Annotated in this window: 10 protein-coding genes; 3 read left to right on the forward strand and 7 right to left on the reverse strand. The window is 42.6% G+C overall.

What is annotated here, in order from left to right:
• The first annotated feature begins 285 nt into the window (after positions 1-285).
• Positions 286-2,022, forward strand: a complete 1,737-nt coding sequence (locus PR833_RS02475) for an AAA family ATPase (RefSeq protein WP_171830783.1) — start codon at positions 286-288, stop codon at positions 2,020-2,022.
• 86 nt (positions 2,023-2,108) lie between these two features.
• Positions 2,109-2,627, forward strand: a complete 519-nt coding sequence (fabA, locus tag PR833_RS02480; protein ID WP_004918201.1) for a bifunctional 3-hydroxydecanoyl-ACP dehydratase/trans-2-decenoyl-ACP isomerase — start codon at positions 2,109-2,111, stop codon at positions 2,625-2,627.
• A gap of 125 nt (positions 2,628-2,752) precedes the next feature.
• On the opposite strand, the gene rmf is transcribed toward fabA, so the two are convergent.
• The 6 genes from rmf to rlmKL form a co-directional block, all read right to left on the reverse strand.
• Positions 2,753-2,923, reverse strand: coding sequence for a ribosome modulation factor (gene rmf, locus PR833_RS02485; RefSeq protein WP_014657943.1), 171 nt, complete (start codon positions 2,921-2,923; stop codon positions 2,753-2,755).
• A gap of 433 nt (positions 2,924-3,356) precedes the next feature.
• Positions 3,357-3,914, reverse strand: a complete 558-nt coding sequence (gene pqiC / locus PR833_RS02490; RefSeq protein WP_004918199.1) for a membrane integrity-associated transporter subunit PqiC — start codon at positions 3,912-3,914, stop codon at positions 3,357-3,359.
• Positions 3,914-5,563: an intermembrane transport protein PqiB gene (pqiB, locus tag PR833_RS02495; protein ID WP_004918196.1), complete on the reverse strand. Its 1,650-nt coding sequence runs from the start codon at positions 5,561-5,563 to the stop codon at positions 3,914-3,916. The genes pqiC and pqiB overlap by 1 nt, the downstream gene beginning before the upstream one ends.
• Positions 5,560-6,834 (reverse strand): membrane integrity-associated transporter subunit PqiA, encoded by a 1,275-nt coding sequence (gene pqiA, locus PR833_RS02500; RefSeq protein ID WP_071599643.1) that lies wholly within the window; start codon positions 6,832-6,834, stop codon positions 5,560-5,562. The genes pqiB and pqiA overlap by 4 nt, the downstream gene beginning before the upstream one ends.
• A gap of 35 nt (positions 6,835-6,869) precedes the next feature.
• Positions 6,870-8,777 (reverse strand): ABC transporter ATP-binding protein, encoded by a 1,908-nt coding sequence (locus tag PR833_RS02505; protein ID WP_004918188.1) that lies wholly within the window; start codon positions 8,775-8,777, stop codon positions 6,870-6,872.
• Between the two features lie 12 nt (positions 8,778-8,789).
• The gene (gene rlmKL / locus PR833_RS02510; RefSeq protein ID WP_004918187.1) at positions 8,790-10,898 is read right to left on the reverse strand and encodes a bifunctional 23S rRNA (guanine(2069)-N(7))-methyltransferase RlmK/23S rRNA (guanine(2445)-N(2))-methyltransferase RlmL; all 2,109 of its coding nucleotides are present in this window, start codon (positions 10,896-10,898) and stop codon (positions 8,790-8,792) included.
• A 99-nt stretch (positions 10,899-10,997) separates the two neighbouring features.
• Between rlmKL and PR833_RS02515 the strand changes: the two genes are divergently transcribed.
• Complete coding sequence (locus PR833_RS02515) at positions 10,998-12,113, forward strand: YcbX family protein (protein WP_272525855.1); 1,116 nt, start codon at positions 10,998-11,000, stop codon at positions 12,111-12,113.
• A 99-nt stretch (positions 12,114-12,212) separates the two neighbouring features.
• Here the strand turns inward: PR833_RS02515 and PR833_RS02520 are convergent, their stop codons facing one another.
• Positions 12,213-12,758, reverse strand: a complete 546-nt coding sequence (locus PR833_RS02520) for a cell division protein ZapC (RefSeq protein WP_004918182.1) — start codon at positions 12,756-12,758, stop codon at positions 12,213-12,215.
• Between the last annotated feature and the right edge of the window lie 222 nt (positions 12,759-12,980).

The raw sequence follows: 12,980 nt of genomic DNA on the forward strand, positions 1-12,980 counted from the left end.
CTGCAAGATTGGCGCTCAAACGCTAATATAGCAACCTTGCCCTATGGGTAATAAATTGGCCTGAAAACAACATATACTCTAAATAGTTTGCAGTACAGCGAATTGCTCAAAAAATGAGCCGCCGCTAATGTACTAAAGTCTGTGAGTCGTACATATGTATGTCGTCAATAACGGGGCAGCCTACAATAAAAAGAGTATAAAATATCCAAACCAAATTCAGGCATACGCGCCCTGCTCACCGACAGGCATTTTACTTATAATCATATTAATAGCAGAAAAATTATAGTGATCAGTCAAGAACTAACATGGCAAGGCCTAATACCTGACCTAACGCCTTACCAGGCAAACTTTGTTTCTTCAGATACCCTGACTCCTGCTTCTTTGTCAGAAATCCAGCCAAGGCTATTTGATAGCATTGAGCGCTTTATCAAAGAGAATTCACGGACTCGATTTATGTTTATCAAGTCCGACGACAGTGAGCATTATCTAGCAACATTTGCTGAGGCGATCCGCCCTTTACTGACCCCATTTTCGCCCATTAATGGTGATTATCAACTCACTGAAAATAAACTTGCTTTCAAATGGTGTCCTGAAATTGAGGGTCGCTTCTCAAGCCGAGCAAATATTGCCTGTCGCTATTGGATTGAGCCGGAACAACTGTTTGGGTATATCACACCATCATTACATCCAGTGCCGGGTTTATTGCATCACGTTAATGGTGGAGTATTGATATTATCGGCATCATCATTGGTCTCTCAACCCTTGATGTGGCAGCGGCTACAAAATATGATAGCTCGCCGCCAATTCGAATGGTTGCCTTTCTCCGATAATCAACCATTACCGATTGAAATTGAACCTCAGCCACTCGATATCAAGTTAATCATTGTTGGTGACCGGCTTGAGCTTGAAGAGTTTGAGTACACTCACGCAGATCTCTTTGAACATGCTATTTATGGGGAATATGAACCCATAATGTTCTTTGATAATGAAGAACAACTCGCCTTGTGGATGCGCTATATAAAATCAATTATTAATGCTAACCATCTCCCCGAAATCGCACCTGATGGTTGGCCTACGTTTATCACTCAGGCAACACGGTTTTGTGAAGATAAATTTAATCTGCCTCTTGATACACAGTGGCTAGCCCGCCGATTGACGGATGCCTCTCACTATCAGTCAGGCAACTTAATGGACGCCAATGCCTTTAATCAGGCTGTGGAAAACCGCCTATGGCGCCATAGTTTCCTGACAGAACGTTCACAAGACGATATTCTGCAAGAACAGGTTTTTATCAAAACCGAAGGCGAAGTGATAGGACAAATTAATGGATTGTCCGTCTTGCACTATCCTGGGCACCCAGAAGCGCTGGGAGAGCCTTCGCGCATTACCTGTGTCGCCCATTTAGGTGATGGGGAATTTGTCGATGTTGAACGGAAAGCCGAGCTTGGCGGCAACATTCATGCTAAAGGCATGATGATCATGCAAGCTTATTTAAATTATGAGCTAAAATTGGAGCAGCCTCAGCCATTCTCAGCCTCGATTGTTTTTGAGCAATCCTATGGTGAAGTTGATGGCGATAGCGCCTCTCTTGCCGAACTTTGTGCGTTAATTAGTGCATTAGCGCTCCAGCCTATCGATCAGCAAATCGCCGTCACCGGTGCTGTCGACCAGTTTGGTTATGTGCAGCCTATAGGTGGTGTAAACGAAAAAATCGAAGGCTTCTATGATATTTGTGCTCAGCGTGGTTTAACAGGGCAACAAGGGGTAATTATCCCAATGGCTAATGTGCGCCATCTCTGTGTCAAAGAGGCTGTTGTCAATGCCGTACAAGAGGGGCAATTCCATATTTGGCCTGTGGAGCATGTTGCTCAAGCGATCACATTACTCACTAAGCAGCCCTATTTTGAGCAGCAAGCGGAAGGTGATAACGTACACCTGTTAGCTTTAATTCAAGAACGCATCAATCAAGCAAATTCACCCGAAAAACCAAAACTTCCATGGTTCCTAAAATGGCTTGGTTGAATAAAAAAATATCAGATCGGAGTTGTTCAGCGTACAAGTGTAAGCTATCCTGTATTCTTAAACTTAATTAAGGCTATCAGAAGAACATGGTTGATAAACGCAGTTCCTATACAAAAAGTGATTTAGAAGCTTCTGGAAGAGGCGAATTATTTGGCGAAAATGGGCCTCCATTACCTTCAGGTAATATGTTGATGATGGATCGTATCATCACCATGACTGAAGATGGTGGTACCTTCAATAAAGGCTATGTCGAAGCTGAATTGGATATCAATCCAGACTTATGGTTCTTCGGCTGCCATTTTGTTAATGACCCTGTTATGCCTGGCTGTTTAGGCCTAGATGCCATGTGGCAACTCGTTGGTTTCTACCTCGGGTGGCTCGGCGGGGAAGGCAAAGGTCGTGCTCTTGGTGTTGGTGAAGTAAAATTCACGGGCCAAGTACTTCCAACGGCTAAAAAAGTGACTTACCGTATCAATTTTAAACGTGTTATTAACCGTAAATTGATTATGGGTCTTGCCGATGGTGAAGTACTGGTTGATGGTAAAGTCATTTACGTGGCTAATGACCTAAAAGTGGGTCTATTTAAAGACACTAGTGCTTTCTGATCCCGCACCTAAGCGCTAAAAACTAAAACCTCCGCAATGGCGGAGGTTTAAAATTTGTTTGAAGTGAATTAAAAAACCGTTTATTTAGGTTCTCTAACGAATAAGTTAGGCTTTGTTCTGCCTGATTATGCAGAGAGAATCGCCCTGTCCTCCATGGCTTTACGCCAGCCTCCTAACCAGTGCGATCGTGCATCTACAGATTGATAGGGGCACAATTCTTTGGAACGACCTGCTATACCTGCTTGATAACCTCTTGATAAAGCTCTTTCTAAACGGTCTCGCTTCTGTCTTTTCATGCCTTACTTCCCTCATTGTCTAAAATGGAAAAGAAAACAGCACCTAAGCCCTTCATAGCGTTAAGTTAAGTCACTAGTGGGATTCCGCTCACCGACCCTTTCTTGATACTTAGGGATAGCTTGCCTTGCCACTCACAGACAATTCAAACTATGTAGGGGATCATCTCATTTAGGTACACTATAGAAATACAGCCGACAGATTAGAAAATCAAGTAAAGAATTTCATATAAATGTCATAAATGCTATAAATGTGATTTATATTTTCAAATTATGACAACTCGTTGATTTTAAATAAATTAATATCAATTTTATTATATGTATTTATATTGAAATATTTTATAATTAAATGATATGCAACCAATTTTATAAAAAAATGCACCTTAGCCAATGACGGCGTAAGATGCACTTTATTGATGAAAATAGTGAATATTACTTAAGATTTATTGGCCTCTTTAGCAATCTCACTCGCAACTTGCTGCCATCCATCAGCCAGCGTACGGACTAATTCTGGATAGCCATCTTCTTTTTGTTCAAGCTGTATATCGAAGTTACGACGGATGATCTCTTTGCCACGCGACAAAGTCCAGAACCCTTGAACTAATACCTTGCCATCGTAGCGGCCATTAAAACTTGTTAGCGTAATATCCAATGTGTCCGGCGAATTCTGCAAAGGTTGTAATGAGACTAAACGCCCCGGCAACGCAGAAGACAATTCACTCACCATGGATTGTCCTAACTGTTGTTCTAATGGGCTAGCCCATAAATGGGAGCTAGCATTATTGTAACTGACATCTGACGTTTGGTAAGTAATACCATTTGATGTCAGAACATCCGCCAGCATGATGCGCTGTAACCAAATTTGATTTTGTTGCCCCATCACAACCGCACTTTGTGTTGCCGGCGATTTCACCGGCAATTGGTAATACACTTTTTCAGGGGTGCTGCTACAAGCCGCCAGCATTAAAACAAATATCGATATCAGATATCTCATTATTTTTTCACTCCTTTCGGTACAGGATCCTTAGACGGCTCAGCTTCGAATACCAAGGCATTACTCTTATTATTCAAAGTACGTAACAGTGGCTGGACTTCCCTAAGCACCTGATCTAAACGTTGCATATTATCGACCATCTTATTATATGCAGGTGACCCCGGCTGGAAGCCTTGCATCGCACGGTTCATTTCATTCAACGTTTTTTGCAAGTCTTGAGGGAGTTTCTGGAACTCTTTACTTCCCATCACTTTATTTAGCTCAGCGAGCATAACTTGCGCTTCTTTGATCGTTTTTTGCCCTTCAGCCAACGTTTGAGTCGTTTGATTCAGCATAGGCTCAATCGGCATCGCATTGATTTTATCCAGCACAGAAATCACTTTTTGCTGAATTTGCGCTAAGCCACCGCTCGTCGTTGGGATGACTTTATAACCAGCCACCACAGTTGGCCCTTTATATTCAGGCACATTAGGCACAAAGTCGAGATCAACAAACAGTGCCCCTGTTAGCAAGTTCCCAGATTTTAACGATGCACGAAGCCCATCCTTCATCGCTAATTTCAACTCATTTTTCAAGTTAAAATCAGCACCAACATCTTTTGCAAAACGCTCAGGCTCAATATGAATTAATACAGGAATACGGAAATCGTTATCCAGTTTTTGGTCGAGGCCTTTAGTATAGAATGGCACTTGAGCGACCGTTCCTAGGCGAATACCACGGAACTCCACCGGTGCACCAGGCTGTAGTCCACGTACTGAGTCAGAGAAGAACAGAACGAAATCTTGGTATTCAGTATACAGAGAGTTTTGAATACTACTTTGGTTATCAAAGAGTTTAAATTCTGTATTTTCTTTTACACCTTCCCCCGGCGCCCAGCCAGCAGGTACATCAAAGCTTACGCCTCCTGTCAGCAAGGTGGCAATAGAGCCAAGCTCAACATGGATCCCTTGCGATGACATATCAAATGCAATACCACTGTCCTTCCAAAAGCGCACATTCGTACTAATTAACTTATCATAAGGTGCGTTGATGAACAGTTGATAGCGCATATCACGCTTACTCATGTCGAAATTACTGGTTTCAACTGAGCCAACACGGTAACCTCTAAACAGTACAGGGTCGCCTGGATTGAGTTGCCCAGCGCGGTCACTCACCAAGATAACGCGGATCCCTTTCGCATCCGGTGAGGCTAAAGGCGGCGAATCAAGCAGTGTAAACTCGTTATGCTCCTTTTTAGAGTTACCCGGTTGTAATTCGATGAAAACTCCCGAAAGCAATGTGCCTAATCCTGTCACACCTTCACGGCCAATTGTCGGCTTTACGATCCAAAATGCAGAATCCGCACGTAGGAGATCTTTCATATCGCTATTTAAGCGTGCTTTGATAACAACTCGACTGAAGTTGTCATCCAGCGTCACGCTTTCAACAATACCAATATCCACACTACGGCTCTTGATTTTGGTTTTACCCGCTTCAATGCCTTCTGCATTGTAAGTAATTAATGTCACTTCAGGGCCTTGATGGCTGAAGTGATAAAATAGTATCCAAGCACCAATGAGAACAGTAACGATAGGGATCACCCAAACAGGTGACCAACTTTTCAATTTACTGATTTTGGCATTGGCCTGTGGTGTTTCTTGTTCACTCACCCGATGGCTCCTTCTTGTTCAACAACTTTTACCGCACTTTTCTTTTCACAACGATCCCATGTTAATCGAGGGTCGAAAGTCATCGCAGCAAACATCGTTAAAATCACAACGACACCAAAGAAAATAACGCCCTGTGCAGGGACGATACTCATTAATTGCCCCATTTGTACCAATGCGGCCAAAATAGTAATGACAAACACATCGATCATTGACCAACGCCCCACATACTCCACCAATTCATAAATAAAGTGCATTCGATGTGGGTCTCGGTTGCCATAACCTTGAGAGTCAAGACATAACCACGCGATACCTATCATTTTTAACGAGGGCACCATAATACTGGCGATAAAAATAATTAATGCGACAGGATAAGAGCCATCCCCCCACAATAATATCACGCCGTCCATAATCGTTGAGTCCATATCGCTACCCAACATATTGGTCGTCATCACCGGTAAGACATTCGCTGGAATATATAGGAAAAACGAGGTCAATAGCAGCGCAACTGTCCACTGTATACTTTGATGCTTACGTACGCTACCACGAGCGTAACAGCGCGGACATTGGGATTGTTCCGCCGGTAAGATAGCCGTGCACACTAGGCACAGCCTTACGTTTTGGCTGATCCCAGTTCGCCCTACTTCTAATTTATGGGCTAACTTAGGGGCTGCTTCAATTTTGTTCCACATCCAATGCCGGTCAAGGCATTGAAATGCCCTAACTTGCAAGAGGCAAAATAGACAATACGGCAAAAAGCTTAACCCAACACCAATGTCACCATAAGCAATCAGTTTTACAAAGCTAACCAGAACCCCTGCGAGGAAAATTTCCGCCATACACCAAGATTTCATTTGAAATAGGATACGGCTGATCCACACTTTGATTCTTTTTGGAACATACACTTGTAATCCCAATAGTATGATTGTCACCATACAAAAGGCAGGGATGACTAATGAAAATAACAGAAAAAAGAGGGCTAAGCTGCTGTAACGCGTTGTCGAAATAATCTCGATAATTTGAAATATAGAAATTTCATTTTCAATCCCAGCCGCACTCATTTTGACAAATGGAAACATACAAGCGACGAGCAGCATAATTAATGCGCTAAACGCATACGCTGCCGGCTGCTTGTATGGATAGCGCCACTTTGACACCAACACTGTATGACAGCGTGGGCAGGTTGCTTTAGTTCCCTGTTCTAATTCAGGTACCGCAACCAGCATGTCGCATTGTGTGCACAGCACATGTTCATGAGACTCATGAGAGCACAAGGTGATTCGCCCCTTCTTATTTCCTGAACGATAAACTAGCCATTTTTCAGTAGCTCAAGCTCTTGCCAGCGGTCGAACGCTTGCTCTAGCGCTTGTTCCTTTTCAGCTAATGTATTTAATGTTTTTTCGGTTATATCGTGAGGCTGGTTAAAGAAATCAGCATCACCAATCGCCGCTTGAAGTGCTTCAATTTCACCTTCTAGCTGTTCGAGCTTCGATGGTAATTGTTCTAATTCACGTAGTAAATGGTAGCTTATCTTATTATTTCGCTTTGTAGGTTCTTTTACCTTAGGCGATTTATCTTGCTCCGCTATTTTACTTTGTTGTGAATTTTTCAAGCTCACGGTTTGTGCTTTTTGCTGTTGAGCATCAAAATAGCCGCCAGCGTAACGGTTAATCACCCCGTTACCTTCAAAAATCCAACACTCTGTTACGCTATTATCAACAAATTCACGATCATGACTAACCAATAAAACAGTGCCTTGATAGCTATCGACCAACTCTTCAAGCAGTTCTAGTGTTTCGACATCAAGGTCATTGGTCGGTTCATCGAGGATCAATAAGTTGCTTGGCTTTAAAAATAAGCGTGCAAGTAACAAACGATTACGCTCACCACCAGATAATGCTCGTACCGGTGTCATGGCGCGTTTGGGCGGGAACATAAAGTCTTGTAGATAACCGAGTACGTGGCGTGGTTTACCATTGACCATCACCTCTTGCTTCCCTTCTGCAAGGTTATCCATGACCGTCTTATCAGGATCGAGTGCGGCGCGGTGCTGATCAAAATAAGCGACTTCTAATTTAGTTCCACAGTGCACTCTGCCACTATCTGCTTTGAGATCACCCAACATCAATTTGAGCAGGGTTGTTTTACCGCAGCCGTTTGGCCCAACTAAAGCGATTTTGTCTCCACGTAACACTTGTGCACTAAAGTCTTTAACCAGTACTTTATCATTGATTTGGTAATTCACATTTTCCAGTTCAAAGACAATTTTCCCTGAGCGAGACGCTTCCTCAACCTGCATTTTCGCACTTCCCAGCACTTCACGGCGCTGAGAGCGTTCTACGCGCAAGGCCTTGAGTGCACGAACACGCCCTTCATTACGGGTACGCCTCGCTTTAATACCTTGTCTGATCCACGCTTCTTCTTGAGCCAACTTGCGGTCAAATTCTGCATTTTGCATCTCTTCCACACGCAACGCTTCTTCTTTTGCCACCAAGTAATCATCATAATTGCCCGGCCATGACGACAACTTGCCTCTATCCAGATCAACAATACGTGTTGCCATATTGCGAATAAATGAGCGGTCATGGGAAATAAATACGATACTACCTTGGAAATCTTTCAAAAAGTTTTCTAACCATAAAATGGTTTCGATATCCAAGTGGTTAGTCGGCTCATCAAGAAAGAGGACTTGTGGATTACTCACTAATGCACGACCAAGAGCCGCTTTACGTAGCCAGCCCCCAGACAGTGATGACAGTTGAGTATCCGCTGGCAAATCCAATTTTTTCAAGACATCACTGATACGGGCATCCAATAGCCATAAGTTACGGCTATCTAGTACTTCTTGTAATTCAGCTAATTTATTTAAATTCTTTTCACTCGGATCGGTTTCCACCAATTTAGAAACATGGTGATACTCTTTGAGGTATTCCGCCTGCTCTGCTACGCCTTCGGCAACAAAGTCAAAAATCGTCCCTTCAATATTACGGGGTGGGTCTTGCTGTAAACGAGCAACCACGAGATCTTGTTGGTAAAGCAGTTGCCCATCATCAAGAGGCTGCTCTTTAGTTAGGACGCGCATGAGTGTCGATTTACCCGCACCGTTGCGTCCAACTAAACAGACACGCTCATTTTCTTCGATATGAAGTTCCGTGTTATCCAATAAAGGGGCATCACTAAACGAAAGGTATGCACCCGATAAATTAATTAAAGCCATTGATGTTATCCTTTATGCTGCATGGCGGATCAGCCAGCAGTTATGAATCTGACGATTACGAGCAAAATCTTCTGAACGCGTTTTGGCGGTAATTTCTTCTGCTTGTAGTCCTAACGCATTCAGAGCTTCGATATCCATTTTAAAGCCACGCTTATTGTTAGAGAACATGATGGTACCACCACGACGTAACATGCGTTTTAGGTGAGTGATCAACTGAACATGGTCGCGCTGTACATCAAAAGTACCATCCATTCGTTTTGAGTTTGAAAATGTTGGCGGATCAATAAAGATCAAATCAAATTGTTCTGGGCTATTCGCCAACCAGTTTAAGCAGTCAGCTTGGATCAAGCGATGTTGGCGACCCGTTAAGCCGTTAGCCTGTAAGTTTTTCTCTGCCCACTCAAGATAGGTACGCGACATATCAACTGACGTGGTGCTTTTCGCGCCTCCAAGCCCTGCATGAACTGTTGCGGAACCGGTGTAGCAGAAGAGATTAAGAAAATCTGCACCACGACTCATTTGTCCTAACATGCGCCGAGCAATGCGGTGGTCTAAAAACAGCCCTGTATCAAGATAGTCGGTTAAGTTCACCAGCATCTTAGCGTTGTATTCTTGCACTAAAAAGAAATCCTCTTTTTGTGCTAGCTTTTCATATTGCTGTTTACCTTTCTGACGTTGGCGTGTTTTTAATACCAACTGGTTAGATGACAGCTGCAATACATTCATCGTCGCCGTGATCACATCAAATAAACGTTGGCGCGCTTTGCGTTCATCCACCGTTTTCGGTGGTGCATACTCCTGTACGACCACTTTGTCACGATAAACATCGATAGCCACATTATATTCTGGCAAATCTGCATCATAGATGCGGTAGCAATCAATCCCTTGCTGTTTAGCCCACTTGCTGAGTTTTTTATGGTTCTTACGTAAGCGATTAGCAAAATCAGGAGAGATTTCACCGACCGTTTCCGACGGTGTTTCTGCCAATAAATAATTTTTCTGTACGCAATCCAATGGGCCATTTTTGGCCTTAAATTCACGTTCAGAGCGTAGTTGTAAGCAACTTAACAGTTCAGGAGAGGCACTAAAAATAGATAAACGCCAACCAGGGAAACGCGCCTTCACAATACGGCCTAATTGGCTATGTAAAGCAATCAATGCAGGCTCACTTTCAAGACGTTCGCCATAAGGCGGGTTACTTAAAATGGTTCCCTTAATGCCTGTTTCAACAGGGTTTTCAAGCATAGCAGCATCGCCATGATTGAAACTCACTAATGTTTGAACGCCCGCCCTACGTGCATTAGAGCGCGCCATATCAAGCACTCGTTTATCGATATCAAAACCATAAAAACGCGATGTTGTCTCTTTTAGGCCTTGACGAAAACGCACTTGCGCTTCCGTGATCAGCTCTCGCCATAATGCAGGGTTATATTTTGACCAAGCATAGAACCCCCAGTGTTCACGATACAAGCCAGGCGCTCTGTCTGCTGCAATCATAGCCGCTTCAATCAATAGTGTGCCGGAGCCACACATAGGATCGACAAGGGGGGTGCCCTGCTGCCAGCCTGAGCGATTGATAATCGCAGCGGCTAACGTCTCTTTTAATGGCGCTTGCCCTGCCAAATCACGATAACCACGGATATGAAGTGCATCACCACTTAAATCAAGCGCTACGCTAGCTTTCTCTTTATTCAAGTAAACATTGATACGAATATCAGGCTGCTGGCGTGCAACATCAGGCCGCTGATCTAATTTACGTACGAAGCAATCGACAATGGCATCTTTAACTTTTAAAGCACCATATTGGCTATTGCGGATCTCTTCGTTTGTACCACTAAAGTGAACTGAAAATGTGTCCTCAACTGAGAATACCTCAGTCCAATCGATAGCTTGTACACCAAGGTATAAATCTAAGTCGCTATAAACATCAAATTCATTCAATGGTAATAAGATACGGGATGCCAGCCTACTCCAGAGTAGACTCTGATACATCACCCGTTCATCAGCCTGAAAATAGACGCCCCCTTGTGCAACTCGGCACTGACTAGCGCCCAGAGCTTCCAATTCCGATTTCAATAGTTCTTCTAGGCCACGAGCTGTGCTGGCAAACAGAGAATTCATAGTATTTTTTACCAATTTGGATGAAAAATTGTTGCGCATTATAGCTAATCTTATGGACTTGTCATAAAGTTGCTCAGCAACAATTATAAGGATTAAATAATGATTACGCTTTCACGCCTTTATACGCACCCAGTCAAATCAATGAGAGGGATACGCCTGTCTCATGCATACGCCGATACCAGTGGGCTAATATTTGATCGCAATTTTATGGTAACAACGCTGGAAGGTAAATTTATCACGGCAAGAAAATACCCTCAGATGTTACTATTTACACCAGCAATGTTAAATAATGGGCTTTATCTCAAAGCACCCGATGGTGAAAGTGTGACGGTATTGTATCAGGACTTTGATGAGAATCAGAGCCCAACTGAAGTCTGGGGCAATCATTTTCATGCACTTATTGCGCCTGAATCAGTCAATACTTGGCTAAGTCGTTATTTTGATGAGCCTGTTCAACTACGCTGGTTAAGTCCTCACTTGTCACGTCGCGTCAAAACCATGCCCGATGTGCCTATGTCGTTTGCCGATGGCTACCCCTTCTTATTAATTAATGAAGCTTCGGTACAAGAGCTACAAAGGCGTTGCCCCGCCAGCATTAAGCTTGAGCAATTTCGCGGTAATTTGATTATCACCGGTGCCCAACCTTTCGAAGAAGATACATGGAAAACGATTCAGATTGGCGATGTCGTTTTTAGCTTAGACAGACCATGTAGCCGCTGTATTCTAACGACTGTTAGCCCTGAAAAAGGCATTAAACATCCACACAGAGAACCATTAGCAACACTACAAACCTTCCGTACCACGGAAAGTGGTGATGTGGATTTCGGGCAAAATGTCGTTATCCATAATACTGGAATTATACGAGTGGGTGATACCGTGACGGTTCTTGAAAAGAAACAACCTAATCAGTATATCCCAAAAGAGCGAGAAACGGATAATAAAGCGAAAACTCCTTCTACGCCATTAAGTACGGTCACAGTCACTTTTGAAAATCATGATTATGAAGGAAATAACCAAGAAGTGATCCTTGAACAATTGGAATCAAAAGGGATCACTTTACCTTATTCCTGCCGTGCTGGTATTTGTGGTCAATGCAAAATAAAGTTGATTGAAGGGGAAGTCACGCCATTAAAACAAAGTGCAATTAAAGCGGATGGTTATATCTTAGCCTGTAGTTGCATTCCCAAAAGTGCGATTAAATTAGCTTTAAGCTAATTTTCTAACACCATCATCTCAATAATAACGATTATTTTATTGATGGTGTTATTGGCGAATATTAAAGAATATCCATATTAATAGATCATGGACGATCAATTAAATGACATTCTCATACAGTAAGCGATTAGACTTGCGTTTATATTGCCTCATACGATCATTCATGATCTTAATTGGATCACAAAAGCGTAATTTACGATCAGGCAATTCTAATTGTGCCTCCGCTAATAAACACAAACTTGCCGACGTACCAGCCTCAGCAATAATAAATGTCGCTATATGATGGCTATTTTCTAAACACACTTGAATAAGCTGACCTTGCGCAGGTACTTGAATATCGTGAAAAGGAGAAAAATACCAACTTTTCGGCATTTGCGGTTTTAAAAAGCGAAATGCCACTAAACTGTTCAGTACTAATTCAGCCCGTTCTTCATGAGATAGATTTAATTTTTTAGCCTGCTCATCAAATATATAAAACTCCGCAGCATCTTCAATGCTAAAAGGCATTTCATCACGTGCGAATGCTGTCAGCATTTTTGCGGGAAAACATGAGCGAAATATCATGCCGTTGGCGAGATCTAGCATCACCCTATCATGGTCATGATCAAAATACCAACGCCAATGATCATCGGGTTTTATTATCATAAACGATCCCTTAGCGATTTACCGGTATACTCACCATACTTTAAGTTGCCAATTGAGTCGTGCTCAATTACCCTAGCTGTTGCATTATTTTGCTCTAAGGATTTTTTAAACGAATAATTCGCTTACTGCCTAAAAGCAACTCAAATGAGTTAGAGTATAAATATATTTTTAAGATACTAGCTCAAAATAATTCGATCTTAAAAATGCAAAACAAAATGATTT

This window comes from Providencia sp. PROV189, assembly GCF_028480065.1.
GTDB classification, from domain to species: domain Bacteria; phylum Pseudomonadota; class Gammaproteobacteria; order Enterobacterales; family Enterobacteriaceae; genus Providencia; species Providencia stuartii.

What these genes read in the sequence shown, in the direction of transcription:
- fabA (WP_004918201.1), top strand. Translation starts at nt 2,109, where the DNA reads ATGGTTGATAAACGCAGTTCCTATACAAAAAGTGATTTAGAAGCTTCT.
- rmf (WP_014657943.1), bottom strand. Translation starts at nt 2,923, where the DNA reads ATGAAAAGACAGAAGCGAGACCGTTTAGAAAGAGCTTTATCAAGAGGT.
- pqiC (WP_004918199.1), bottom strand. Translation starts at nt 3,914, where the DNA reads ATGAGATATCTGATATCGATATTTGTTTTAATGCTGGCGGCTTGTAGC.
- PR833_RS02505 (WP_004918188.1), bottom strand. Translation starts at nt 8,777, where the DNA reads ATGGCTTTAATTAATTTATCGGGTGCATACCTTTCGTTTAGTGATGCC.
- rlmKL (WP_004918187.1), bottom strand. Translation starts at nt 10,898, where the DNA reads ATGAATTCTCTGTTTGCCAGCACAGCTCGTGGCCTAGAAGAACTATTG.
- PR833_RS02515 (WP_272525855.1), top strand. Translation starts at nt 10,998, where the DNA reads ATGATTACGCTTTCACGCCTTTATACGCACCCAGTCAAATCAATGAGA.
- PR833_RS02520 (WP_004918182.1), bottom strand. Translation starts at nt 12,758, where the DNA reads ATGATAATAAAACCCGATGATCATTGGCGTTGGTATTTTGATCATGAC.